Raw genomic sequence first — 24,175 nt, 5'->3', positions numbered from 1 at the left:
CGATGACGCTCTCCCGTGAACAGGCCGACTGGTTCCACCAGATGTTCGACCGGCTGACGGAGAACATGGAGAAGGCCGTGCTCGGCAAGCGCCACGTCGTGCGGCTCGCGCTGACGTGCCTGCTCTCCGAGGGCCACATGCTGCTCGAGGACTTCCCCGGCACGGGCAAGACGATGCTGGCCCGGGCGCTCGCCAACAGCGTCCACGGCAGCCACGCGCGCATCCAGTTCACGCCCGACCTCCTGCCCTCCGACGTGACGGGCGTGACCGTCTACGACCAGCACAAGGGCACGTTCGACTTCCACCCCGGCCCGATCTTCCACACCATCGTGCTGGCCGACGAGATCAACCGGGCCTCGCCGAAGACGCAGTCGGCACTGCTCGAGGTGATGGAGGAGGGTCGGGTCACCGTCGACGGCGTGCCGCGCGACGTCGGCCGGCCGTTCATGGTGATCGCGACGCAGAACCCGATCGAGCAGGCCGGCACCTACCGGCTCCCGGAGGCCCAGCTCGACCGCTTCCTCATGAAGAGTTCCGTGGGCTACCCCGACCACGCCGCGACGGTCGAGCTGCTGGTCAGCGCCAAGGTCCGCGACCGCGCCGCCCTCATCACGCCGGTGGTCACCAGCGAGGTCATCGCGCAGATGAGCGGGCTGGCCGACGAGGTGTACGTCGACCCCGCCGTCGTCGGCTACATCGCCGACCTCGCGGAGGAGTCGCGCCGCCTGCCCCACGTGAAGCTGGGCCTCTCGGCCCGTGGCTGCCTGGCGTTCATCCGCGTCGCCAAGACCTGGGCGGCCGCGGAGGGGCGCGACCACGTCGTGCCCGACGACGTGAAGCAGCTGGCCGAGCCCGTGCTGAGCCACCGCATCCTCCTCGACGCCGAGGCGCAGTTCAGCGGCGTGACCGTGGAGGCCGTGATCGCGCGCCTGCTGGACGCCGTGGCGCCGCCGACCGACCGCATGGCGCGCTGAGCCGTGCGCCGTGCCGGCCGGGTCGTCCTCGACGTCGTCAACCCGCTGGGCTGGGCCGTGCTGTTCCTCGCCCTGCTGGCGGGGGTGGCGACGGCGGCCAGCAGCTGGCGGGAGACCGCCGTCCTCGCGGCCGCGTGCGCCCTGCTCCTCCTGCTCGCGCTCCCATTCGTGCTGGGCCGGACCAAGGTCGACGTCGCCCTGACCGCGGAGCCGCGCCGCGTGGTGGCCGGTGCCTCGGTGGCCGTAGGCGTCGTCATTACGAACACCGCCTCCCGGCGGATGCTCCCGGCGCTGCTCGAGCTGCCGGTGGGCGAGACGGTGCACCGCTACGGTCTCCCGTCGCTGCGGGCCGGTGCCGCCCACGTGGAGGACTTCACCCTGCGCACCGAGCGGCGCGGCGTCATCCCGCTGGGTCCGGCGACCACCCGACGCGGCGACCCGCTGGGCGTGTACTCCCGCGACCTCACGTGGACCGAGGTCCGCGAGGTGCTCGTCCGGCCGGTCATGGTGCCGCTGGAGTCGCTCGGCGCCGGCCTGCTGCGCGACCTCGAGGGCGTCGTGACCGACGCGGTGTCGTCGAGCGACCTGGCGTTCCACGCCCTGCGCGAGTACGCCCCCGGTGACGACCTCCGCCACGTGCACTGGCGGTCGTCGGCGAAGGCGTCCCAGCTGCTGGTGCGGCAGTACAACGACACCCGGCGCTCGCACGCCACCCTGGTGGTCGACGACGACCCCCGCTCCTGGGCGAGCGACGACGACTTCGAGACCGCCATGGCCGTCGCCGCCTCGATCGCCGTCCGGGCGACGCTCGACGACTTCGAGACCACCTTCGTCTGCGGGCGCCAGGTCGTCTCCGGCGCCGACGGCAACCGGGTCCTCGACACCGTCTGCCGCGCCGGCCAGGAGGGGCTCGGCCTCGTCCCGGCGGCGCAGCGAGCGGCCCGCACCGCCGCCGACACGAGCCTGCTCTTCCTCCTCGGCGGCACCGGCACGGGCTTCGACACCTTCTCGCGGGCGGCGTCGTCGTACGGCCCCGAGGTCCGCCGCTTCGCGCTGCTCGTCGACAGCGAGGCCCCGAGCCGCGTGCGGGAGGCGGGCGACCTGCCGGTCCTCCAGCTCGCGACCCGCGACGACCTCGCCCCGCTGCTGCGCTGGGGGGTGGGCTGAGTGGCCCGCGCCCCGCGCCCCGCGCGCCGCGCCCCGGGCCGGTCGTCGGGTCGGTCGTCGGGCCGGTCCCCGGGCCGGCCGCTCGCCGCCGCGGACTGGACCGACGCGGCGCTCGTCGTCGTGCTCGTCGTCGTCGCCCTCAGCGGCCTGAGCCGCACCTTCACGGGCCTGGAGTTCCTCGCGGTCGGCGTCGTCGGGGCCCTCCTCGGCGCTGGCGCCGCTCTCCTCGCCCGTCGGCGCCGGTGGCCGGGAGCCGTCCCGGTGCTGCTGGTCGCCGTCGCGGTCGTGGTGCTCGCCGGTCCGCTGTGCCTGCGCTCGGCCGGCGGGTCGGCGTACCTGCCCGTGCCCGACACCCTGAGCCTGCTGGGCGACCAGGTGACGGGCGGCTGGAAGGACCTCCTCACCACCCTGCCGCCGGTCGACGGCAGCGGTCCGCTGCTCGTGCTGCCGTTCCTCCTCGGCGCCGTGGGTGCCCTCCTGGGGGTGCTCGCCACGGGGGTACGGCGCCCGCCCGCCGCCGTCCAGGCGCTGCTCCTGCTCGTCGCGCCCCTGGCCGTGCTGGCCGTGGTCCTGCTCCTCGGGGTCGGCGAGCCGGCGTCGCTGCTGCTGCAGGGTGCGGTCTTCGCCGCCGTCGCGCTGGGCGCGGCCGGGCTCCGGGCCCGGCGGGCGACCGCCCGGCCCGTGGGCCAGGTCGGCCGCAGCCGCCGGCTGGCCGGTGGTGTCGTGCTCGTCCTGGCGGCCGGTCTGCTGGCCGTCCCGGTCAGCTCGTGGGCCGTCGGGGACACCGACCGCTTCGTGCTGCGCGACCACGTCGTGCCGCCGTTCGACGTCGGGCAGTACCCCTCCCCGCTCGCCTCGTTCCGCCGCTACGTCGAGATGCCGGAGCCCGACGCGGTCAACCGCTACGACGAGACGCTGATGACCCTCGACGGCGCCCCGGCGGGCAGCCGGGTCCGCTTCGCGGCCCTCGACTCGTACGACGGGGTGGTCTGGGGCGCCGCGAACGAGGCGGTCGGCAGCCCCGCCGGCCTGGCCCGCGCCTCCTTCCAGCGCGTCTCGAGCACGATCGACAACCCGGTCGACGGCGAGCGGGTCGACGTCGAGGTCGAGCTCGGCGAGGGGTACGACGGGGTGTGGCTCCCGACGCTGGGGGCCCTGCAGGGCCTCGAGTTCGACGGGGAGCGCGGTCGCACCACGGCCGACTCCTTCCGCTACAACCTCGCGACCTCGACCGGCGTGGTGCCGACCGGTCTCCAGCCCGGTGACCGCTACTCCCTGGAGGCGGTGCTGCCGATCGACGAGCCCGTCGGACCCGACGACCTGCCCGGCCGCCCGGACCCCGAGCTGGTCTCGGGCGCGGCGTTCCTCGCGACCCAGGCCGTGCAGTGGACGGCGGGGGAGGCCCAGCCCGTGGCGCGCGTGCTCGCTGCCGCGGAGACGCTGAAGGCCCAGGGCAAGTACACCGACGGGGTGCTGGAGGCCGAGAAGATCTACACCGCCGGCCACCACCGCGCGCGCCTGGCCGACGGCTTCGTCAACGACGTCATCATGGCCGGCAACGACGAGCAGTACGCCGCGACGATGGCCCTCCTGGCCAACGCGATCGGGGTGCCCGCCCGGGTCGTGATGGGCGCCGTCGTGCCGGAGGACGGGGTGGTGCGGGGCGAGCACGTCGAGGCCTGGGTCGAGCTGCAGCTCGACGACGGGTCGTGGCACACGCTCGCCACCGAGGAGTTCATGGACTTCGACCGCCCGGCCGAGCGCCCGCCGCTCAACGAGCAGGAGATGTCGGGCACGACGGTGCCGCCGCCCGCGCCCATCCCGCCCCCGTCCACGCTGGGCGAGCAGACCGACGCCGAGCTCGACGCCCGGCAGGGCGAGCCCGACGAGGCGGGTACGTCGGTGCCCACGTGGCTGCTCTGGCTCCTGGTGGCCGTGGGCACGCCGCTGCTGCTCCTCGCCCTCGTCGTGGGCACGATCGCCGGGCTGAAGGCCCTGCGGCGCCGTCGTCGGCTCCGGGCCGACCGGGTCTCCGCCCGGTTCGTCGGCGCCTGGCGCGAGCTGGTCGACGCGGCGCGCGACCTCGGCAGCCCGGTGCCGGTCGGTGCGGGGGTGACCCGGCGTGAGCAGTCGTCGGCGGTGCCCGTCGCGGCGGCCCCGGAGCTGGCCAGGACGGCCGACAGCCACGTCTTCGGGCCCCACGAGCCCGAGGCCCCGGACGCCGCGGCGTACTGGACCGCGGTGGCGCACGAGCGGCGCTCCCTGCGCACGGGGGTGCCCTGGCACCGGCGGGCCCGAGCGGTGGTCAGCCTCCGGAGCTTCCGCCGTACGTGATCAGCGGCTGCGCACGAGGTCGAGCGCGTGGGGGAACTCCCCGAGCTGGCGCTCGACGGCCGACCACACGGCCTGCGTGGTCGTGGTGTCGGCGGCCCGGGCGCGGCCCACGCCGTCGAGCCACTCGGTGATCTCGGCGACGATGGTCGAGTCGCCGGTCAGGAGCGCGCCCGCGACGGAGCCGAAGACGTGGGGCACCTGGTCGGCGATCGCCTCGACGGCCACCGCGTCGGCCGCGGCGTCCGACCGGACCCGGGCGACCGCGTCGGCGCTGAACGACGGCAGCTCGGCCATGATCGCGTACGCCTCGAGCGCGGCGTCGTCGCGCAGCGGCCCGACGGGCTCGACGTACGTCGGCAGCGCCGCCAGGGTCGACTCGAGGTCCGCAGCCGACGCCGCGAACGCGGTGGCCCCGAGCCGGAGGGCACGCACGCCGTCGCGGTCGAAGGCCGAGCCGCCGACGACCACGGGCACCGCGACCGACGTGGCGGCCTCGACGTGGCGCCGCACGTACACGAGCGACGACGAGAGGGACGCGCTGACCAGGGCCGCCCGGGGGGCCGCCTCGAGGAGCGCGCCCTGGAGGGCCGTGGTCGAGACGTCGGCGCCGAGGTACTGCACGGTGTGACCGGCGTGCTCGAGGGTGGCCGAAAGCATCATCGCGGGCAGGGCGTGCCACTCGCGTTCCGCGCACACGACGAGGAGCGGGCGGTCCGCCCCCACCGAGCGGTCCGCCGCAGCGAGGCGGGCCTGCTCCTCCCGGAGGCTGCGCACGACCTGCTCGCTCACGGCGGTGGCGGCGTGCTCCCGGGCGACGGACCAGTCGTTGCTTGCCCACAGCTCGCCGATCCGCCGCTGCGCGGCACCGACGAGCCCCTCGAGCACGGTGGGCATCGGCACGCCCTCGCGCAGCAGGGAGGTCGCCACCGACCGCGCCTCGTGGGTGTCGTTGCGACTGACGGCGGCCCAGTAGCGCTCGGCCGGATCTGCGGTCACGCGAGGCCGGTGGCCAGCGGCTGCACCGCGACGATCGCCGTGTCGTCGCGGTCGTGGGCGGCGTCGCCGACGAACGCCGACACGCTCATCGCGAGGCGCTCGACGATGGCGCTGCTGGGTGCGCCGCCGAGGCCGGCGAGCGCGGCTGCGATGCCGTCCTCGCCGAACATGTCGGCGCGCCCGCGGGCCTCCGTGACGCCGTCGGTGTAGCAGACGAGGGTGTCACCGGGGGCCAGGCGGTGGTGGGTCGACGTGTAGGACGCGTCGTCGAAGACACCGAGGGCGGGCCCGTGCGACTCGACGTACTCGAGTCGGCCGTCGCGGCGCAGGATGATCGGCGGCGGGTGCCCGGCGTTGGTGATCTCCAGGGCGACGACCCCGTCGGCCCCGGTACGGGCGCGGGCGCAGACCCCGGTCGCGAAGCTCTCGATAGCGGACTCCGCCTCGGCGACCAGCACCTTGTTGGTGAGGCCGAGCACCCAGGCAGGGTCGCGGTCGACCAGCGAGGCCGTGCGCACCGCGGCGCGGATCCGCTTGGCCGCGATGGCCGCCACGACGCCCTTGCCGACGGCGTCGCCGAGGAGGATGGTCTTGTCGCCGTCGGGACCGTGCACGTCGATGAAGTCGCCGCCCACGGCGACCTCCTCCTGCGCGACCCTGCTGTACGACGCCACGTCGAGCCCCGAGCTGGTCGGTACGGGCGGCGGCACGAGGGAGCTGCGCAGGGTGGCGGCCACGAACCGGTTGTCGCTCACCACGACGCAGGCATCCAGGGCGACGGCCATGCGGCGCGCCGCGTCCTCCAGGAAGGCGACGTCGTCGGCGCTGAGGTCGCGACGCTCGCCACGGGCCAGCGTCACCAGCCCGATGGCTCGGCCGCGGGCGAGGAGGGGCAGCGAGAGGATCCCGACGGCGTCGAGCGCGTCGAGCTGGCCCACGAGCTCGGACGTGCCGAAGAGGCTGGCCAGCATGGTGGCGCGCTCGGGGGTGTCCGGCGGCAGCAGCCAGTGCTCCGGCCGCTGGCGGCTCAGCAGCTCCGTGAGCACCTGGGCCTGGAGGCGGCCGACCCGGTAACCGCCGGAGTCGACGGGCCGGTGTCCGGCCGCCTGGCCGGCCGCCACCCATCCCTGGTGGGTGTGGAGGACCACCTGGGCGAACTCGACGACGTGCTCCGCGAGCAGGGCGGTCATCATCTCGACGGCACGGGCCGGGTGGTGCACGGTCGAGACCACGCCGGCCAGGTCGTCGAGGAAGCGCCCGCGCTGGTGCAGCCGCTCGATCTCCTCGGCGCTGCCGGCGGGGGCGCCCTCGCCGAACGGCCCGGCGGTCCCGAGGAGGGCGGAGGGGGAGGCCGTGCGACGCAGCTCCTCCGTCACAGCGGGATCCTCGCGGTGAAGGTCGTGCGCCCGTTCCGGCTCACCGACCAGTCGTCGCAGATGGCGGCGACCATGGCGAGCCCGCGACCGCGCATCCCGTCGTCGGAGACGTCGCCCTGGGCGATGGTCGGACCCTCGCCGGCGTCGGCGACCCGCAGGACGAGATGGCCCTCGGCCACGGTCCACGCCACCTCGATGGTGCCGGTGTCGTCGGGCCGGCCGTGCTCGACCGCGTTGATCACGAGCTCCCCGGCCACGATGACGGCGTCGTTGAGCACCCGGCCCGCCAGCTGGTGGCGCGTCAGGTCGTCACGGATGGAGCGGCAGGCGCTCCGGGCCGCCTGGTCGGCGTGCGGGACCGCCAGCACCTGCCAGGAGGAGGGTGCCGGTCCGGAGGGGGAGTCGAGGGAGACCACGAGGGCTCAGGCGCCGACGGTCTCGAAGCCGATCTTGCAGACCGTCAGCACCCGCTGCGGGACGGTGCCCTCGACCGCGAGGAGGCGCAGCCGCGAGCCGTTCTTCTCCGCCATGACGGTGGCGCGGGCGAGGACGCCCACGATGATGCTCGGCAGGAAGGTCACGTCGCTCAGGTCGATGGAGAGGTCCTGGCTGAAGGAATCGCTGGCCTTCTCGATCACGTCGTTCAGGGCCCGGTGGTCTGCTGCGTCGATCTCGCCGCTGAGCGCCAGGCTCCCGGGAGTGGTGGTCGCGGAGAAGGAGGTCTCGGTCACGAGGAAGCACTCTACCCAATGCGTGCGCACGGCCCCCTCGCCTCTAGGGGTGCAGGTGGGCCGCGGGGCGGTGGCGGACGGGGACCGGGGGGAATAGTCGCCTCGCGGAGCCGGTTGCCACCTGGTGATGACTCCTCGCCTCTCCGTCCTCGACCTCGTGCCCGTGCGCACCGACCAGACCTCCGCCGACGCCGTCGCCGCCTCCCGGTCCCTCGTCCAGGTGGCCGACCGGCTCGGCTACGAGCGCTACTGGGTCGCCGAGCACCACAACATGCCGGCCGTGGCCGCCACCAACCCTCCGGTGCTGATCGCGATGCTCGCGGCGGCGACCGAGCGCATCCGCGTCGGGTCGGGCGGCATCATGCTGCCCAACCACGCGCCCCTCGTGGTCGCCGAGCAGTTCGCGCTGCTCGAGGCCGCCTACCCGGGCCGCATCGACCTCGGCATCGGTCGCGCCCCCGGCTCCGACCCCGTGACGAGCTTCGCGCTGCGGCACGGTGGGCCGGCCGGCAACGACGAGGACGCCGTCGCGCGCTTCGCGGAGTACGTGAGCAACGTCGTGGCGATGATGGACCCCGACGGTGTGGCCCTGCAGGTCGGCGGCCGCAACCACGCGCTGCGGGCGACTCCCCAGGCGCGGACCGTGCCGACGGCGTGGCTGCTCGGCTCGTCCGACTACTCGGCGCGGCTGGCCGCGCAGCAGGGCATGCCGTACGTCTTCGCCCACCACTTCAGCGGCGAGGGCACCGAGCGGGCGCTCGAGCTCTACCGCTCCACCTTCCAGCCCTCGGTGGCGCTGGCGGAGCCCCGCACCTTCCTCACCGTGAACGCCGTGGTGGCGGAGAGCCGGGAGGAGGCGCTGCGCCAAGCCCGGCCCAACCAGCTGATGATGCTGACGCTGCGCACCGGTCAGCCGCTCGCGCCGCAGGACCTGGTCGAGGAGGCGGAGAAGGTCGAGCTGGCGGCCGCCCACCAGACCTTCGTCGACGCGATGCTCGAGAAGTGGGTCGTCGACGAGCCCGTCGCCGCCCGCGAGCAGATCGAGCGGCTGGCCGCGACGTACGGCGTCGACGAGGTGATGGTGCACCCGGTGGCGGGGGCGTCCGTCGGCACCGAGCCCGGCACCTCGCCCGCGCGCGAGGAGACCCTGCGCCTGCTCGCGTCCTGAGGCGTGCCCCGGTGCCCCGCGGGATTAGGAATCGACCGACGGGGGCCGTAGGCTAGTGCGTCGGCCCAACGTGGGTCCGTTTCGTGGTGCCTCGCGGCTGCCCGGGCGTCTTCTCCGGACCTCACCTCGGTGTGGTCCGGCTGCGCCGGGGATTGAGTCCCCACGAGCGACTTCACGAGGTCCACTGCCAGGCAGGCGTCGTACGACGCGGGTCGGGCAGGAGGTTCCCGGGCCGGCCGCTCGATCCCCTGGGGTCGCGCGGTGCACGAACGGTGGACGAGATGACCAATGAACCGGGTTCGCCCGGCCAACGGATTGTGAGGACATGGCCAAGAAGGAAGGCGTCATCGAGATCGAGGGCTCCGTCATCGAGGCTCTCCCCAACGCGATGTTCCGCGTGGAGCTGAGCAACGGGCACAAGGTCCTCGCGCACATCAGCGGCAAGATGCGGCAGCACTACATCCGGATCCTCCCCGAGGACCGCGTGGTGGTGGAGCTCTCGCCGTACGACCTCACCCGAGGTCGCATCGTCTACCGCTACAAGTGACATCAGCCGAGACACGTTGAAAGGACCTCCTCGTGAAGGTCAAGCCGAGCGTCAAGAAGATCTGTGACAAGTGCAAGGTGATCCGTCGCCACTCGCGCGTCATGGTGATCTGCGAGAACCCGCGTCACAAGCAGCGCCAGGGCTGAGCTCACGCTCACCCGCTCCGCACAACTGAACACCTCACCACCGTGATCGCTCAACCTGCCTCGTGCGGGGGATGCACCTCCGGAGCAGTGGCCGGAGCCGGGGTGCCGACGAGACGTCGGGACCACACCCAGGACGCGACACGACCGACACCACTGTGCACATCGAAGGGAAACGCCATTCATGGCACGCCTCGTTGGTGTCGACCTCCCGCGTGACAAGCGCGTCGAGATCGCACTCACCTACATCTACGGCATCGGCCGTACCAGCTCCCAGCAGATCCTCGCGGCGACCGGGGTCGACCCGAACGCCCGCGTGCACACGCTGGGGGACGAGGAGCTGGTGAAGCTCCGCGACGAGATCGAAGCGAACTACAAGTTCGAGGGTGACCTCCGCCGTGAGGTCCAGGCCGACATCCGTCGCAAGATCGAGATCGGCAGCTACCAGGGTCGCCGTCACCGCATGGGCCTCCCGGTCCGCGGCCAGCGCACCAAGACCAACGCCCGCACCCGCAAGGGTCCGAAGCGCACCGTCGCCGGCAAGAAGAAGACCAAGTGATCCTGCGCTGAGCGCAGATCCGTCTCTTCCTCCATCTCAGCTCTCACCAGACCTCAGGAGAACGCATGCCTCCCAAGAGCCGCACCGCGGCCGGCGCCAAGAAGGTGCGCCGCAAGGAGAAGAAGAACATCGCTCAGGGCGAAGCCCACATCAAGAGCACGTTCAACAACACCATCGTCACCATCACCGACCCCGGTGGTCAGGTGATCTCGTGGGCCTCCGCCGGCACCGTCGGCTTCAAGGGCTCGCGCAAGTCCACGCCGTACGCGGCGCAGATGGCCGCCGAGGCCGCTGGTCGTCGGGCCATGGACCACGGCATGAAGAAGATCGACGTCTTCGTCAAGGGCCCGGGTTCGGGTCGCGAGACGGCGATCCGGTCCCTGGGTGCGATCGGCCTCGAGGTCGGCACCATCCAGGACGTCACGCCCCAGCCCCACAACGGATGCCGGCCGCCCAAGCGCCGCCGCGTCTGACCGACACCAGAGACCCAAGGAGAGACTGACCCATGGCCCGTTACACCGGCCCCATGACCAAGAAGTCGCGCCGTCTCGGTGTCGACCTCGTCGGCGGCGACGCAGCGTTCGAGCGTCGTCCGTACCCGCCCGGCATGCACGGCCGCGCGCGCATCAAGGAGTCCGAGTACCGCTCGCAGCTCCAGGAGAAGCAGAAGGCGCGCATCAGCTACGGCGTGCTCGAGAAGCAGTTCTTCAACTACTACGTCGAGGCCTCGCGCCGCACCGGCAAGACCGGTGACAACCTCCTGCAGCTGCTGGAGTGCCGCCTCGACAACGTGGTCTACCGCGCCGGGTTCGCCCGCACGCGTCGCCACGCCCGCCAGCTGGTGAACCACGGTCACTTCCTGGTCAACGGCAAGAAGGTCAACATCCCGTCGTTCCAGGTGACCGAGCACGACGTCATCGACGTCAAGGAGAAGTCGCTCGAGACGACTCCGTTCATCGTCGCCCGTGAGACGCACGGCGAGCGCGTCGTCCCGGCGTGGCTCGAGGCCCTGCCGAACCGCATGCGGATCCTGGTGCACTCGCGCCCGCTCCGTGCGCAGATCGACGTTCCCGTCCAGGAGCAGCTGATCGTGGAGTTCTACTCCAAGAAGTGACCCCACGGTGCGGTGGTCCCGGTTCTCCCGGGACCACCGCACCGACGCTCGTCCCGTTCGTTCACGTTCCACTTGGTTCGGCCTCGTCAAATGGTGGGTGAGGCCGGAAAGGAATCCACCAGTGCTCATTGCTCAGCGCCCGACACTCTCGGAAGAGATCGTCGACGAGTTCCGCGCTCGGTTCGTCATCGAGCCCCTGGAGCCCGGCTTCGGCTACACGCTCGGCAACTCGCTGCGCCGCACCCTCCTCTCGTCCATCCCGGGAGCGTCGGTCACCAGCATCAAGCTCGACAACGTGCTCCACGAGTTCGAGACCGTCGAGGGTGTCAAGGAGGACGTCACCGAGATCATCCTGAACCTCAAGGGTCTCGTCGTCTCCTCCGAGCACGACGAGCCGGTCACGATGTACCTCCGCAAGTCCGGTGCCGGCGACGTCACCGCGGCCGACATCGCGCCCCCGGCCGGTGTCGAGGTGCACAACCCCGACCTGAAGCTCGCCACGCTGTCCGACAAGGGCAAGCTGGAGATGGAGCTCGTCGTCGAGCGCGGCCGCGGCTACGTCTCCGCCGTGCAGAACAAGGGTGCCGACAACGAGATCGGCCGCATCCCGGTCGACTCGATCTACAGCCCCGTGCTGAAGGTGACCTACAAGGTCGAGGCCACCCGAGTCGAGCAGCGCACCGACTTCGACAAGCTCGTCATCGACGTCGAGACGAAGCCGTCGATCCGTCCCCGCGACGCGATCGCCTCGGCCGGCAAGACCCTCGTCGAGCTCTTCGGCCTCGCCCGTGAGCTCAACGTCGAGGCCGAGGGCATCGACATCGGCCCGTCGCCCGTCGACGAGCAGCTCGCCGCCGACCTCGCCCTCCCGGTCGAGGACCTGCAGCTGACGGTCCGCTCCTACAACTGCCTCAAGCGCGAGGGCATCCACACCGTGGGTGAGCTCATCTCGCGCTCGGAGCAGGACCTGCTCGACATCCGCAACTTCGGCGCCAAGTCGATCGATGAGGTCAAGGCCAAGCTGGTCGAGATGGGCCTGTCCCTCAAGGACAGCGCGCCCGGCTTCGACCCGCAGGCCGCCCTCGCGGCGTACGGCGACGACGACGACGACGCGTTCGTCGAGGACGAGCAGTACTGATCCAGCCCCACCTCGGGCTGGTCACCCCAGCCTGATCACCTCTACTCCGGTACCTGGTACGGCCGGAGAGAATCGAGAGAAGCACGATGCCTACCCCGAAGAAGGGCGCCCGCCTCGGCGGCAGCCCCGCGCACCAGCGCCTCATCCTCGCGAACCTGGCCACGGACCTGTTCCGCTACGGCCGGATCACGACGACCGAGTCGAAGGCGCGCACGCTGCGTCCGCACGCCGAGAAGCTCATCACCAAGGCGAAGAAGGCCCACCTGGGCGAGAACCCGCTGGCCCAGCGCCGCGAGGTCCTCAAGACCATCCGTGACAAGGGCGTCGTGCACGTGCTCTTCACGGAGATCGCGCCCACCTTCGCCGAGCGTCCGGGCGGGTACACCCGCATCACGAAGCTCGGCCCCCGCAAGGGCGACAACGCCCCCATGGCGGTCATCGAGATCGTGACCGAGGAGTACGTCGCGAAGGCCGTCACCACGCCGGCCGCGACCAAGGCCGACGAGAAGCCGGCCGCTGCCGAGGAGACCCCCGCCGAGGAGTCCACCGAGGAGACGACCGACGAGGCCGCCGCCGAGGAGACCCCCGCCGAGGAGTCCACCGAGGCCGCTGCCGACGAGTCGACCGACGAGAAGACCGAGGGCGACAAGGCCTGAGGGCTTCACCCCACGTCGTACGACGGCCCGCCACCCCTGCGAGGGGTGGCGGGCCGTTCGGCATTTCGGGGTCGACCTAGGTTGGGGTCATGAGCGAATCCGTCGACCCCACGCCCACCGCCGAGCTGCCCGCCGAGGAGCTCTCCACCGACAGCCCCACCGTGGACGGCTCGGCCCGCGAGGAGGAGGCGGGCGGGCCGGTCGCGGGCTCCGCGGACGACGAGCCCAACGACCCGACCCCGGAGGCCGAGGACGTCGCGCCGACCACGGACGCGCCCGACGCCGCGGCGGCCCTGGAGGAGTCGGGCGGGGAGCACATCGTCGCCGAGCGGCAGTGACGCCGACCGTCTGACCGGGCGTCTGACCGGCGGGTCAGCGACCGGCGTCGTCCCAGGCGCGGTCGAGCGCCCGGACGGCCTCGTCGCGGGTGAGGCCCGCCCGCCGTGCGGCGCCCACGTACGTCGCCGCGTCGGCGGCGACGTCCTGGCCGGCGCCGACCGACGACGTGGCGACGAAGGTGCCCCGACGCCCGTGCGTCTCCACGACCCCGTCGGCCTCGAGCTCGCGGTAGACGCGGGCGACGGTGTTCACGGCCAGTCCCACCTGCTCGGCCAGCCCGCGCACGGTGGGCAGCTTGGCGCCGGCCGGCAGGTCGCCCGCGACCACGCGGCGGGCGACCTGGGCGCGCAGCTGCTCGTACGGCGGCGTGGGGGAGTCGGGGTCGGGGGCGTCGAAGCTCGGCACGGACGGCACGGGCTCACCCTAGATGTCACCCCAGTGCCCGTCGCCCGCCGATCCGGGTGGTGCCGAGGTCGGCCCGCTGCCCCGCGCTCCACCCCTCGGCGCCCCCGGACCCGGACAGCTCGCGGGGCCGCGCGCGGCGTACGTCGGGGAAGGCCTCGCGCAGCGCCTGCTCCACCTCGGCGGTGCGGTCGGCCAGCACGAGGGCGGTGCCGCTCGCAGAGGCTCGGACGGCGTCGGACTCGGACGCCTCGAGCCGGCGGCCCACGGCGTAGGTGAACCCGCCGAGCCACGAGCGTCGGTAGGCCGCCGCGCTCTCGCGCCACGGCACGGGCGCCCGCTGCACCCCCGTCCAGGCCTGCACCAGCAGGCTCGTGAACAGCAGCTCGGCCCGCTCGAGGTCGGAGGCGTGGCCGAAGAGGTGGGCGGTGTGCACCTTGCCGTCGACGGTGCGGCGGATCGCGATGACCGCACGGCAGCGCAGGTGGGCCGCCACCGCGGAGACCAGGTCGGCCTTCTCCAGTGCGTAGGGCGCCTCCAGGTCGATCACCCGGTCGCCCACGGGGTCGCTGCCCGGGTCGTCGCGGGCGAGGAGCGCGCGGTCGATGCCGTACTCCGCGATCAGGGTCGCCGCCTTGGCCGTGTAGGCCTCGGACTCCTCCGCCGTGGCCGCCGGGCTCTCCGCCTTCGCGAGCAGCTTGCGCACGAGCGTCAGCTTCGGGTGCTCCTCCATGCCGAGCACCCTCGCACGCGCGACCGACAGTGTGATGAGGTGGCGCCGTGGACCAGGCAGAGGCTGTGGAGAACCCGGTGGCGGCACAGGTGGCGCTCGTGGTCGGCGAGTCGCTCGTCGACGTCGTGAACCGCCCGGACGGCACGGTCGAGGAGCGTGCGGGCGGCAGCGCCGCCAACGTGGCCGTCGCGCTGGCCCGCCTCCAGCGACCCACGTGGTTCGCCACCGCGATCGCCGACGACCGTCTCGGCGGCATCCTCGCCGCCCAGCTCGGGCGCGACGGCGTGCGCCTCGCCTCCGACCCCGAGACCATCGAGCGCTCCTCCTCGGCCGTCGCCACGATCGACGAGCGCGGCGCCGCGTCGTACGAGTTCGACCTCGAGTGGCGTCTCGGCCCCGTCGCGGTCGGCGAGGGCGAGCCGGGCTGGCTGCACGTCTGCTCCATCGCCGCGGTGCTGCCGCCGGGCAGCGACGACGTGCTCGCCCTCGCTCGAGCCGAGCGGCCGAGGGCGCTCGTCAGCTACGACGTCAACGCCCGCCCCGCCATCACGGGCACGGGGCCCGACGTGGTGGCGCGGGTCGAGGAGGTCGTGCGCGAGACCGACGTGCTCAAGGCCTCCGACGAGGACCTCGCCCAGCTCTGGCCCGACCTCGACCCCGAGGCCGCGGTGGCGCACCTGCTCGCGCTCGGCCCGGCGGCGGTGGTCGTCACCCGCGGCGGCGAGGGTGCGTCGTGGCACAGCGCCCAGGGTGTGATCGCGGTGCCGGCCGTGGCCGACGTCGTCGTGGTCGACACCATCGGGGCCGGCGACACCGTCTCGGCCGGTCTGGTCTCGGCGCTCTGGGGGCAGGGGGTCGTCGGCGCGGCGGCCCGCGACCGGCTGGCGGCGCTCCCGCTCGACGAGGCGCGGGCGGCGCTCGCGTACGCCGTGCGCGCCGCAGCGGTGACCGTGTCGCGGCCGGGGGCCGACCCGCCGTACCTCGCCGAGGTCGGGGCCGCCACCGGGCCGTAGGATCCCCCGGTGCGCCTGCGGATCGACCTCGGATACGACGGAACCGACTTCCGCGGCTGGGCGACCCAGCCGGGCCTGCGCACCGTGCAGGAGGAGTTCGAGGGCGCGCTCGCCACGGTGCTGCGCGCCGACGGCCGCCTGCCCGTCGTGGTGGCCGGTCGCACCGATGCCGGCGTCCATGCCCGCTCGCAGGTGCTGCACGTCGACGTCGACGAGTCCGCGGTCGCCGCCTCGGCCGGCCGCTCCGGGCACGACCCGGTCGCCAACCTCACCCGCCGCCTCAACGGGATCCTGCCGCCCGACGTCCGGGTGCACCGCACGCGCGTCGCGCCCGAGGGCTTCGACGCCCGGTTCTCGGCGGTCTGGCGCCGCTACGCCTACCGGATCGCCGACCGCCCCGAGCTCGTCGACCCGCTCACGCGACGCACCGTGCTGGCCTGGGCGCACCCCGTCGACGAGGGCCTGATGAACGAGGCGGCGGCGACGCTGCTCGGGCGCCAGGACTTCGCCACCTTCTGCAAGCGGCGGGAGGGGGCGACCACGATCCGCACGCTGCTCGACCTGCACTGGGCGCGCCGTCCCGACACCGGGGTGCTCGAGGGCACGATCCGGGCGGACGCGTTCTGCCACAACATGGTGCGCGCCCTCGTCGGCTGCCTGATCGCGATCGGCGACGGCCGTCGCCCGGTCTCGTGGGCGCACGAGGTGATGGTCGCGGGCGTGAAGCACCCCGCGGTGCAGGTGCTGCACGGGCGCGGCCTGGTGCTCGAGGAGGTCGCCTACCCCGACGACGCCGAGCTGGCGGCCCGGGCCGAGGCGACGAGGAAGGTGCGGACGCTTGACTGACCACGTGGAGAACCCCGACCGCCCCGACGCCGCGGACGACCAGGAGCACTACTTCACCGCCGACCCCTCCGTGCCGTTCACGCGCCAGCCGGTGACGGTCGACGTGTGGGGCGCCGAGCTCGACCTCGCCACCGGCTCGGGCGTCTTCGCCCGCGGCCGCCTCGACGTGGGCACGGCGATCCTCTTCCGCGAGACCGACCCGCCGCGGGGCGCGGGCCGGGTGCTCGACCTGGGCTGCGGGTACGGCGTCATCGGCCTCGCCGTGGCGGCCTGCGACCCGTGCGTCGAGGTCACCGGGGTCGACGTCAACGAGCGGGCCCTGCTCCTCGCGAACGAGAACGCCGCGGCGCTCGGTCTCGCCGACCGCTACACCGCGGTGCTCCCCGATGCGGTGGCCGACGACGCGACGTACGACGAGATCTGGTCGAACCCGCCGATCCGGATCGGCAAGGCGGCCCTCCACGAGCTGCTGCTGCGCTGGCTGCCGCGCCTCGCGCCGGGCGGCCGGGCCGTGCTCGTCGTCGGCAAGAACCTCGGCGCCGACTCGCTGCAGCGCTGGCTCGGCGAGCAGGGCTGGCCCACCGAGCGCACCGCCAGCGCCAAGGGGTTCCGCGTGCTGGAGGTGCGCCGGGGCTGAGCGGGCCGGCGCGTCGCACGGGGTCGGGGGCCCTCAGTCGAGCGCCGCGAACGCCTCGCGGGTCGCGTCGGCGACGAGCGCGTCGAGGGTCGGGTCGTCCTGCTCGTCCTGGCTGGTGAGCACGGCGATCGCCACGGGGGAGCGGTCGGAGCCGGCGGGCGGCCACGCGATCGCGATGTCGTTGCGGGTGCCGTAGGACGCGGAGCCCGTCTTGTCGCCGATCGTCCAGCCCTCGGGGGCGCCCGCCCGCACGAGCGCGTCGCCGGTGGTGTTGCGCTCCAGCAGGTCGACCAGCTCGGCGCGCCGCTCCTCGGGCAGGAGGCAGCCGGTCGTGTACGACGCCAGCGACGCTGCCAGCGCGGCCGGGGTGCTGGTGTCGCGCTCGTCGCCCGGCACGGCCGTGTTGAGGTCGGGCTCCTCCCGCACGGGCAGCGTGGTGGTGTCGTCGACGAGCGCGAGCTCCTCGGCCAGCCCGGCCGGGCCCCCGACCTCGTCGAAGAGCAGGTTGGCCGCGGTGTTGTCGCTGTAGCGCACCGACGCGTCGAGCAGGGCGCGCACGGTCATGCCGTCGGCGACGTGCTGCTCGGTGATCGGCGCGTACTCCAGCAGGTCGGCCTCGGTGTAGGTGACGACGCGGTCGAGGTCGGCGTCGCTCGCGTCGCGGAGCACCGCGCCGGCCTGCAGCGCCTTGATCGTGGAGGCGAAGGCGAACCGCTCGTCGCCGCGGTGGGCGACGGTCTCGCCCGTCGCGAGCTCGACCGCGACGACGCCGAGGCGGGCGTCGTACGCGGTCTCGAGCGCGGTGAACGCCGCCGTGGTGGCGTCGGCGGTGACGTCGGTCGGGGCGGGGAAGGTCTCGGTGCAGGCGGCGTCGGTGCTGCTCGTCGGTGCGCTCGACGGCCCGCTCGAGGGGCCGCTCGAGGGGGGAGCCTCGACGGCGTCCGAGTCTCCGGAGCACCCGACGAGGGTGACGAGGGCCAGGGCGGTGCCGCCGGTGAGGGCGGTGAGGGATCGGCTCATGGCCCCGACCCTCGCCGACGGTCGTCATGCCGTCCAAGACTGGGCGGCGAGGTTCCATGCGTCGAGGGCATGAGTGGCAGTCTGGCGTCATGGACCTCGTGCAGGCGTGCCGCGCCTTCGTGCTCGTCGGCGAGCGCGGCTCCTTCACCCACGGCGCCGAGGCGGCCGGGGTGCCGCAGCCGGTCGCCAGCCGTCGTGTCGCGGCTCTCGAGCGCCACCTCGGGGTCGAGCTCTTCGACCGCACCGCACGCCGGGCCCGGCTCACCGACGCCGGCACCACGCTGCTGCCCTCGGCCCGACGCCTCGTGCGGGCCGCGGAGGACCTCGTCGCGGACGCCGGCGCCGAGCGCGAGCGGCCGTTGGTGCTCGCGGTGCCCGCGGGCGACGTACGTCGGGAGGCGGCGCTGCTGGTGGCGGCGCGGTCGGCGGGGGTGCCGCTGGAGGTGCGCCCGGCGTCGCCGGCCGAGCGGGCCGCGCTCACCGACGAGCGGACGGTGCGCGCCGCCCTCGTCGCCGTGCCCGCCGCGGAGGCCGCCTGGCGGGCGCCGCTCGGGCTGGCGGCGGCGACCGTGGGCCGGGGCGCGGCGCTGCACCTGGGGTCGCTGAGGGTCGCGCGGGCGAGCCGGGGCCGGCCGGCGACGCGGGTGTGGCTGCTGCCCGAGGACGACGTGCCCGGGGTGCGCGACCCGCTGCTGCGGCTGCGCGACGCGGTCGGGCTGCGGCCGGGCCAGGTGGTGACGGCGGCCTCGCCGTCGGCGGCGGTGGCCGCGGTGCTCGACGGCGACCTGCTGCTCTGCACGCCCGCGGAGGCGCGCGACCTCGAGCTGCACTGGCGCCCGCTCGGCGAGCTCGACCTCGTGCGCGGCCACGACCTGGTGGGCGGCAACGTGGCCGAGGTACGACGCCTCCGGCAGCGCCTGCGCGACCCGCTGGCGGCCTACCTCGGGGCGGAGCCGGCATGAGCGAGGACCGACGCCTGCGGGCGCTGCGCGAGCAGCTCGACGAGGCCGGGCTGCGCGGGTCGTTCCTCGTGCGCGACCTCGCGACCGGCGAGCAGGTCGGTATCGAGCCGGGCACGCCGTACGCCGTGGCCTCGATCGCGAAGGTGCCGCTCGCGATGGCGGTGCTCGACCGGGTGCGGCGCGGCGAGCTCGACCCGGCGGAGCGGCTCGAGGTCGGGCCGGGGGTGCCCGAGCTGCAGGAGCGGCCCGGCCCACCGGGGCTGGGGCGGTTCCGCCACCCGGCGCTCGTCGCGGTCGACGACCTCCTCTACCTCGCCGTCGCGCTCAGCGACTCGACCGCCGCCGACGCCCTGTTCCGGCTCGTGCCGCCGGCGGACGTCGCGTCGTACCTGCGGGAGACCGGGCTCGACGGCATCACGGTGCGCCACCCGGTGGCGGAGCTGACCGGCACGCCGGCGGAGCGGTTGAACACCGACGAGGCCCACCTGGCGCTGCGCCTCGCGATCGAGGAGGGCACGGCGGGCGGCGGCCACGCGATCGCCCAGCTCGACACCTCACGGGCCAGCACGGCGACCGCCACGGCGCTCGTCGACCTGCTGGCCGCGCTCTGGACCCCGTCGCGCGTCGACCCGGACGTCGCCGAGCGGGTGCGGGCCCTGATGGGGCTCAACGTGCTCCGGCAGCGGCTGGCTCCGGACTTCGCCAGCGACGCCGCCCGATGGTCGTCGAAGACCGGAACGCTGCTCCACCAGCGCCACGAGTGCGGGGTGGTCGAGCACGCGGACGGCGGGGTGTACGCCGTGGCCGCGCTCACCGAGTCGCGGGTGGCCGCCTCGGTCCAGCCCCACGCCGAGGCCACGATGGGCGCGGTCGCCCGTGCACTGCACGACCTGCTGCGGGCGGGCTGAGGCGGTCCGAGCCGCCTCGGTCGTCGGCCGCCACGACGAGGCCGCCGGGGGGTTTGGCGGCGACCGACCCGAGGGAGGGTGGGGCGATGACCTCGCCGCACGCTCCGCAGACCTCGTCCCCTCGTCGCGGCTTCGGTCGCGGGCTGGTGCTCTTCTCCTTCGTGGCCCTGGTGGCGGTCGGGCTGGGGGTGGCCCTCGGCTTCCTGCTCTTCGGTGGCGACGACGCTGGCGACCCCGGCTCGGCCGACGAGCGGGCCGCCGCGAACGCGCGGGACGCGTGCGTGCTCGTGGAGCGGGTGGACACCGACGACCCGCTGGGCGAGGACAGCGAGGAGTCCGTCGTCGAGACCTCGGCCTACGGCGAGCTCATCGCGATCTACGGCCACGCGCAGGCGGCCGGGGCCGACGACAGTGCCTACGACGACCTCGCCGAGCAGGGCGAGCTCATCTTCACGGGGTTCCAGCGCGCCGACGCAGCGACGATCGAGGACGCCGTCGACGAGCTCACCGACCTCTGCGCGGAGGTCGACCGATGACCTCGCCGCACCTCCCGCATCCTCCGCACCCCTCGACCCCGGCGCGCCGCGGGATCGGCCGGTGGATCGCGCTCGTCGCCGTCGTGGCCCTCGTGTCCGCCGGGCTCGGCGTGCTCGTCGGCTACCTGGCCTTCGCGCCCACCGACGAGGGTGACGGAGGCGGTGCCCGGGCGAACGCCGAGACGGCGTGCGCGATCGCCGCGCGGATGGATCCGGACGACCCGCTGGGCTTCGACAGCGAGGAGTCGGTCCTCGAGAGCCCCGAGTACGGCGAGATGACCGCCGTCTACGGGCTCGCCCAGGCGGCTGGGGCCGAGGACGAGGCCTACGCCGACCTCGGGGAGTCCGGCGAGCTCATCGTGCAGTCCTACCGGCAGTTCGACGAGGACGGCATCCGCGACGCCTTCGCCGAGCTCGAGCGGGCCTGCGCCGACCTCGGCTGACGGGCGCCCGTCGGTCCACCCGCCGGCCTACCCGCCGGCCCGGACCTCGGCGAGGTGCACCTCGACGCCCTCCGCGCGGAACGCGTCGAGCACGTCCGGGGGTGCGTCGACGCCGGTGACGAGGTGGGTGAGGTCGCCCGCGTCGCCGAACCGGAACGCCGAGCTGCGGGCCAGCTTCTCCGGTGACGTCACCAGTACTCGCCGGGTCGCGCTCGCGAGCACGGCCCGCTTGAGCGCCGCGTCGTCGTACGTCGTGGAGGTGAGCCCCTGGGTGACCGACGCGGAGCACGCGCCGAGCACGGCGACGTCGGCGCGGAAGTCGCGGACGGCCTCGACGGCCGAGGCGCCCCCGAAGGCGTAGGTGTCGGTCTCCACGACCCCGCCCGGTACGACGACGGTGGCGCCGGGTCGCGCGGCGAGGGCCGCGGCGGCGTGGAGCGAGAGGGCCAGGGCGGTGACGGGGCGGCCCGCCAGGACGCGGGCCACAGCGAGGCACGTGGTGCCGTTGTCGACCACCACGGCGTCGTCGTCGGCGACCAGCGTCGAGGCGACCGCCGCGAGCGCGGCCTTGAGGTCATGATCGGCCTCGGAGCGGGCCGCGAACGGCATCGGCACGCCGCGCTGCTGCGCCCGCCGGGCCCCGCCGTGGGTGCGGGTGACGGCGCCGATGGCGGCGAGCTCGGTGAGGTCGCGACGGATCGTGACCGCCGAGGCGCCCGTCAGGCGGCTCAGGGAGGCGATGGTGACGGTCTCGCCGCCGGCCACGGCCTGGATGATCGTCTTGTGGCGATTCGATCGTTGCACGTGATCATTCAACCGCCTACGGTCGCGCGGTGCCCGCCACCCGCGCCCGTCTCGGCGTCTCGCTCATGTTCTTCACCAACGGTGTGCTCTACAGCGCGCTCCTGCCGCGCTACCCCGAGATCAAGGACGCCCTCGACCTCTCCAACACCGCGTTCGGCCTGACGGTCGTCGCGTTCCCGGCCGGCGCGATCCTGGCCGCCGGGGCCGGCGGTCCCCTGATCCGGCGCTTCGGCGCGCCGCTGCTCACGGCGGTCGGCTCGGTGCTCCTGGCGATCGCGATGGGCGTGGCCGGGGTCAGCGGCACGGTCGCGCTGCTGTTCGTCGCGCTCATGCTGGGCGGGGTGCTCGACGCGGTCGTCGACGCCGCGCAGAACGTGCACGGCATCGCGGTCGAGCGGCTGCGCGGGCGCTCGATCATCAACTCGCTCCACGCGATCTGGAGCCTGGGGGCGGCCTCCGGCGGGGTGATCGGCGCGGCGGCGGCCGCGACCGACGTACCGATCGGCGTGCAGATGACCGTCAACGGCCTCGTGTGGAGCGCGGTCGCGGTGCTCGCGGCGTGGCTGGCGGTCCTGCCGCGGGGAGCGTCGTCGGAGCAGGTGGCGGGGCAGGTCGCGGGGCAGGTCGCGGGGCAGGTCGCCGACGAGTCGGCGGCGGGGTCCGTGGCGGCGCCCGCACCCCGGGTACGGCGCGTCGCCCACCGGCTGCTGCTGCCCCTGGTGCTGCTCGCGATCTGCGGCACGCTGATGGAGGACGTCGCGAACAACTGGGTGGTGCTGTTCCTCGGTCGCGAGACGTCGGCGCCGGCGGTGTTCGCGGGCCTCGGGCTGACGGTGGTGCTGGTCAGCCAGTTCGTCGGGCGGCTGCTCGGCGACCCGATGACGGACCGCTGGGGCCGGGGGGCGGTGGCCCGCAACGGCGGGCTGCTCGCCGCGCTCGGGATGGTGCTCGTGGTGGTCGGGCTGCCCCACCCGTTCGCGTTCCTCGGGTTCGCGCTGATGGGGTTCGGCAGCGCGACCCTCGTGCCGGCGGCGTTCGCTGCGGCCGACCGGGTGCCGGGCCTGCCGGTCGGCACGGGAGTGGCGCTGCTGGGCTGGCTGATGCGTCTCGGGTTCCTCGCGACGTCACCCGTGATCGGGCTGCTGTCGGACTCCACGAGCCTGCAGGTGGCGATGGTCGTGCCGCTGGGGGCGGGGGTCGTCGCGGCCGTGCTCGCGGAGCGGACGCGGCGGGGGGACCGGGTGGGCGTCTAGGCCCGAGCGCTGTCGATGCGGCTGGCTTAGCCTCCCTTCATGCCACACGTCCTCCTCGACCAGGTCATCGACACCGACTACGGCCAGTTCGACCTCATCTGGGGTGAGGGCGAGGGCTTCGCGGGCGACTGGGATCCCTTCTTTGCCGGCCAGGTGAACGGGCTGGTCGGCGGCGCGGCCGACGACGGGGTCTACATCAGTCTCGCGCGCCGCTCCGGCGGGTCGCAGGTGCGCGCTGTCCTGCTCGACGGGGAGCCAGCCGGCGACCCGATCTGGGAGGACGTCGTGGAGATCTCGACCACCGTGCCGGAGAACGTCCCTGTGCGGTGGCAGACCTGGGCCGTCGAGGAGTCCGGGCGGCTGGACCTGCCGCCCGCGACGTACCGCCTCCGGGTCAGCGCACGAGGCCGCGATGCGGGGAATGAGGGCGAGTTCGCCGAGGGCGTCGTCGACTTCTACCTGCTGGAGCTCTGGCCGTCACCGTCCGCGCCGGACGCGATCATCCGCACCGCCAGTGAGAATGCCGCCCGGTGGCATCGTGAGGTCGGCGGTCGCCGCTGACCCGTGAGGCGACGCAGGCCTAGCCCCCACCGCCGGCCAGCGAGAGCAGCAACGCCGTCGTCCCCAGCACCGCCGCCCCCCAGCCGAGGGTGTGGTGGACCGTGCGGGTGCCCGGCGTCGCCAGCAGCCAGAGCCCGCTCACGGCGGCGAAGGTCGCGACCGGGACGAGGTACGTCATCGTCGTCAGTCCGGCGACCAGGAGTGCGAACGCGCAGGCCGTGACGGCGGTGGCGAGCGCGAGCGCGATGTCGGAGGGGCGCGGGCGGTCGTGGTGGACGGTGCCCGGGTTGTCGTCCGTGGATGTCGTCCTGGCATGGAGTCGGGCTTGGCTGAGGTCCGTGACGGCGGCCGTGCCGGTGAAGACGATCATGAAGAGCAGGTAGGGCAGCGCGCCGACGAGGATCGCCGCCGGCTCCAGCGGCGACGTGACGCCGAACAGTCGGTGCAGCACCGTGATCGGGAAGAAGAAGACGACGACCGACATGACGGCCGCCCAGACGACCGCGAGCACCCGGCCCGACGCAGCCGCCGCGGCACTGCGTCCGATGGAGGTGGCGCATGCGGTGCCGGCGGCGGCCGACGCGAGGCTCAGGCCGCCGAGCACCGGCGACAGGGCGAAGAACGTCGCGGCGAGCTCCAGCAGTCCAGCCGTTCCGCCGATCCCGAGCGGCTCTGGTTCCATCCCGCCCAGCAGCAGCATCTCGACCAGCACGTAGACCGTCGGCGCGAGGACCATGGCGGTCAGGTGGCAGGTCCAGAAGCGGCGGCGGGAGTCGACGTACGAATCGGGGCTGGCGTGGGTGGCGACCATGGGG

At 73.9% G+C, this 24,175-nt stretch carries 30 protein-coding genes; 21 read left to right on the top strand and 9 right to left on the bottom strand.

Features of this window, described 5'->3' with window-relative positions:
- Window positions 1–2: 2 nt before the first annotated feature.
- Genes K329_RS0113420 through K329_RS26730 form a run of 3 tightly spaced genes read left to right on the top strand, consistent with a single transcriptional unit; the run spans window position 3 to window position 4,475 of the window.
- Window positions 3–974 (top strand): AAA family ATPase, encoded by a 972-nt coding sequence (locus K329_RS0113420; protein ID WP_028473452.1) that lies wholly within the window; start codon window positions 3–5, stop codon window positions 972–974.
- 3 nt (window positions 975–977) lie between these two features.
- A complete protein-coding gene (locus K329_RS26735; protein WP_052336852.1) occupies window positions 978–2,141 on the top strand; it encodes a DUF58 domain-containing protein in 1,164 nt (387 codons plus the stop codon).
- Window positions 2,142–4,475 (top strand): transglutaminase-like domain-containing protein, encoded by a 2,334-nt coding sequence (locus K329_RS26730; protein WP_052336851.1) that lies wholly within the window; start codon window positions 2,142–2,144, stop codon window positions 4,473–4,475. It begins immediately after the preceding gene.
- On the opposite strand, the gene K329_RS26725 is transcribed toward K329_RS26730, so the two are convergent.
- The 4 genes from K329_RS26725 to K329_RS31275 are packed head-to-tail and all read right to left on the bottom strand — an operon-like array spanning window position 4,476 to window position 7,578.
- The gene (locus K329_RS26725) at window positions 4,476–5,471 is read right to left on the bottom strand and encodes a cobalamin B12-binding domain-containing protein (RefSeq protein WP_052336850.1); all 996 of its coding nucleotides are present in this window, start codon (window positions 5,469–5,471) and stop codon (window positions 4,476–4,478) included. It abuts the gene before it with no gap.
- A complete protein-coding gene (locus tag K329_RS26720) occupies window positions 5,468–6,847 on the bottom strand; it encodes a PP2C family protein-serine/threonine phosphatase (protein WP_052336849.1) in 1,380 nt (459 codons plus the stop codon). The genes K329_RS26725 and K329_RS26720 overlap by 4 nt, the downstream gene beginning before the upstream one ends.
- Entirely contained in the window at window positions 6,844–7,263 is a 420-nt protein-coding gene (locus tag K329_RS26715) for an ATP-binding protein (RefSeq protein ID WP_052336848.1), read from the bottom strand. The genes K329_RS26720 and K329_RS26715 overlap by 4 nt, the downstream gene beginning before the upstream one ends.
- Before the next feature lie 6 nt (window positions 7,264–7,269).
- Complete coding sequence (locus K329_RS31275; protein ID WP_043643446.1) at window positions 7,270–7,578, bottom strand: STAS domain-containing protein; 309 nt, start codon at window positions 7,576–7,578, stop codon at window positions 7,270–7,272.
- A 127-nt stretch (window positions 7,579–7,705) separates the two neighbouring features.
- On the opposite strand from K329_RS31275, the gene K329_RS0113385 reads away from it, so the two are divergent.
- From K329_RS0113385 to K329_RS0113345, 9 genes are all read left to right on the top strand, one after another.
- On the top strand, window positions 7,706–8,746 hold the full coding sequence (locus K329_RS0113385) for an LLM class flavin-dependent oxidoreductase (protein ID WP_043643442.1): 1,041 nt from the start codon (window positions 7,706–7,708) through the stop codon (window positions 8,744–8,746).
- A gap of 325 nt (window positions 8,747–9,071) precedes the next feature.
- A complete protein-coding gene (infA, locus tag K329_RS0113380) occupies window positions 9,072–9,293 on the top strand; it encodes a translation initiation factor IF-1 (protein WP_028473450.1) in 222 nt (73 codons plus the stop codon).
- Window positions 9,294–9,325: 32 nt separating this feature from the next.
- A complete protein-coding gene (gene rpmJ, locus K329_RS0113375; protein ID WP_028473449.1) occupies window positions 9,326–9,439 on the top strand; it encodes a 50S ribosomal protein L36 in 114 nt (37 codons plus the stop codon).
- 181 nt (window positions 9,440–9,620) lie between these two features.
- Window positions 9,621–9,995: a 30S ribosomal protein S13 gene (gene rpsM / locus K329_RS0113370; protein ID WP_028473448.1), complete on the top strand. Its 375-nt coding sequence runs from the start codon at window positions 9,621–9,623 to the stop codon at window positions 9,993–9,995.
- Window positions 9,996–10,060: 65 nt separating this feature from the next.
- Window positions 10,061–10,468, top strand: a complete 408-nt coding sequence (gene rpsK / locus K329_RS0113365) for a 30S ribosomal protein S11 (RefSeq protein WP_028473447.1) — start codon at window positions 10,061–10,063, stop codon at window positions 10,466–10,468.
- 32 nt (window positions 10,469–10,500) lie between these two features.
- Window positions 10,501–11,109: a 30S ribosomal protein S4 gene (rpsD, locus tag K329_RS0113360; protein WP_028473446.1), complete on the top strand. Its 609-nt coding sequence runs from the start codon at window positions 10,501–10,503 to the stop codon at window positions 11,107–11,109.
- 121 nt (window positions 11,110–11,230) lie between these two features.
- The gene (locus K329_RS0113355; RefSeq protein WP_028473445.1) at window positions 11,231–12,247 is read left to right on the top strand and encodes a DNA-directed RNA polymerase subunit alpha; all 1,017 of its coding nucleotides are present in this window, start codon (window positions 11,231–11,233) and stop codon (window positions 12,245–12,247) included.
- A gap of 86 nt (window positions 12,248–12,333) precedes the next feature.
- Window positions 12,334–12,903, top strand: coding sequence for a 50S ribosomal protein L17 (rplQ, locus tag K329_RS0113350; protein ID WP_028473444.1), 570 nt, complete (start codon window positions 12,334–12,336; stop codon window positions 12,901–12,903).
- Window positions 12,904–12,992: 89 nt separating this feature from the next.
- Window positions 12,993–13,241 (top strand): hypothetical protein, encoded by a 249-nt coding sequence (locus K329_RS0113345; RefSeq protein WP_028473443.1) that lies wholly within the window; start codon window positions 12,993–12,995, stop codon window positions 13,239–13,241.
- A 34-nt stretch (window positions 13,242–13,275) separates the two neighbouring features.
- Here K329_RS0113345 and K329_RS0113340 read toward each other — a convergent pair whose 3' ends face one another.
- Window positions 13,276–13,656 (bottom strand): GntR family transcriptional regulator, encoded by a 381-nt coding sequence (locus K329_RS0113340; protein ID WP_028473442.1) that lies wholly within the window; start codon window positions 13,654–13,656, stop codon window positions 13,276–13,278.
- 16 nt (window positions 13,657–13,672) lie between these two features.
- A complete protein-coding gene (locus K329_RS0113335) occupies window positions 13,673–14,377 on the bottom strand; it encodes a DUF2786 domain-containing protein (RefSeq protein WP_028473441.1) in 705 nt (234 codons plus the stop codon).
- Between the two features lie 47 nt (window positions 14,378–14,424).
- Between K329_RS0113335 and K329_RS0113330 the strand changes: the two genes are divergently transcribed.
- From K329_RS0113330 to K329_RS0113320, 3 genes are read left to right on the top strand one after another with little or no spacing between them, the layout of a single operon-like run.
- Window positions 14,425–15,390, top strand: coding sequence for a PfkB family carbohydrate kinase (locus K329_RS0113330; protein ID WP_245596556.1), 966 nt, complete (start codon window positions 14,425–14,427; stop codon window positions 15,388–15,390).
- Between the two features lie 9 nt (window positions 15,391–15,399).
- Window positions 15,400–16,236, top strand: coding sequence for a tRNA pseudouridine(38-40) synthase TruA (gene truA, locus K329_RS0113325; protein WP_028473439.1), 837 nt, complete (start codon window positions 15,400–15,402; stop codon window positions 16,234–16,236).
- Window positions 16,229–16,873 (top strand): class I SAM-dependent methyltransferase, encoded by a 645-nt coding sequence (locus K329_RS0113320; RefSeq protein ID WP_245596555.1) that lies wholly within the window; start codon window positions 16,229–16,231, stop codon window positions 16,871–16,873. The genes truA and K329_RS0113320 overlap by 8 nt, the downstream gene beginning before the upstream one ends.
- Before the next feature lie 33 nt (window positions 16,874–16,906).
- On the opposite strand, the gene bla is transcribed toward K329_RS0113320, so the two are convergent.
- Window positions 16,907–17,893: a class A beta-lactamase gene (bla, locus tag K329_RS0113315; RefSeq protein ID WP_028473437.1), complete on the bottom strand. Its 987-nt coding sequence runs from the start codon at window positions 17,891–17,893 to the stop codon at window positions 16,907–16,909.
- 89 nt (window positions 17,894–17,982) lie between these two features.
- On the opposite strand from bla, the gene K329_RS0113310 reads away from it, so the two are divergent.
- From K329_RS0113310 to K329_RS0113295, 4 genes are all read left to right on the top strand, one after another.
- Entirely contained in the window at window positions 17,983–18,855 is an 873-nt protein-coding gene (locus K329_RS0113310) for a LysR family transcriptional regulator (RefSeq protein ID WP_028473436.1), read from the top strand.
- Window positions 18,852–19,763 carry a serine hydrolase gene (locus K329_RS0113305; protein WP_028473435.1) on the top strand — a complete coding sequence of 304 codons (912 nt, stop codon included), beginning with the start codon at window positions 18,852–18,854 and terminating at the stop codon, window positions 19,761–19,763. Before K329_RS0113310 ends, K329_RS0113305 begins: the two co-directional genes overlap by 4 nt.
- Window positions 19,764–19,849: 86 nt before the next feature.
- Window positions 19,850–20,299: a hypothetical protein gene (locus tag K329_RS0113300; protein WP_028473434.1), complete on the top strand. Its 450-nt coding sequence runs from the start codon at window positions 19,850–19,852 to the stop codon at window positions 20,297–20,299.
- Window positions 20,296–20,742 (top strand): hypothetical protein, encoded by a 447-nt coding sequence (locus K329_RS0113295; protein ID WP_028473433.1) that lies wholly within the window; start codon window positions 20,296–20,298, stop codon window positions 20,740–20,742. The genes K329_RS0113300 and K329_RS0113295 overlap by 4 nt, the downstream gene beginning before the upstream one ends.
- A 27-nt stretch (window positions 20,743–20,769) precedes the next feature.
- Here K329_RS0113295 and K329_RS0113290 read toward each other — a convergent pair whose 3' ends face one another.
- Window positions 20,770–21,546 (bottom strand): DeoR/GlpR family DNA-binding transcription regulator, encoded by a 777-nt coding sequence (locus K329_RS0113290; protein WP_028473432.1) that lies wholly within the window; start codon window positions 21,544–21,546, stop codon window positions 20,770–20,772.
- A gap of 29 nt (window positions 21,547–21,575) precedes the next feature.
- Between K329_RS0113290 and K329_RS0113285 the strand changes: the two genes are divergently transcribed.
- Both K329_RS0113285 and K329_RS0113280 read left to right on the top strand, forming a co-directional pair.
- Window positions 21,576–22,799 carry an MFS transporter gene (locus K329_RS0113285; RefSeq protein ID WP_028473431.1) on the top strand — a complete coding sequence of 408 codons (1,224 nt, stop codon included), beginning with the start codon at window positions 21,576–21,578 and terminating at the stop codon, window positions 22,797–22,799.
- 39 nt (window positions 22,800–22,838) lie between these two features.
- Window positions 22,839–23,360, top strand: coding sequence for a hypothetical protein (locus K329_RS0113280; RefSeq protein WP_028473430.1), 522 nt, complete (start codon window positions 22,839–22,841; stop codon window positions 23,358–23,360).
- Between the two features lie 19 nt (window positions 23,361–23,379).
- On the opposite strand, the gene K329_RS0113275 is transcribed toward K329_RS0113280, so the two are convergent.
- Complete coding sequence (locus K329_RS0113275) at window positions 23,380–24,171, bottom strand: hypothetical protein (RefSeq protein ID WP_028473429.1); 792 nt, start codon at window positions 24,169–24,171, stop codon at window positions 23,380–23,382.
- Between the last annotated feature and the right edge of the window lie 4 nt (window positions 24,172–24,175).

This window comes from Nocardioides alkalitolerans DSM 16699, assembly GCF_000426525.1.
Lineage (GTDB): Bacteria > Actinomycetota > Actinomycetes > Propionibacteriales > Nocardioidaceae > Nocardioides > Nocardioides alkalitolerans.
Note: the sequence above shows the minus strand (reverse complement) of the source record. Positions and strands in the feature narration are given on the sequence as shown.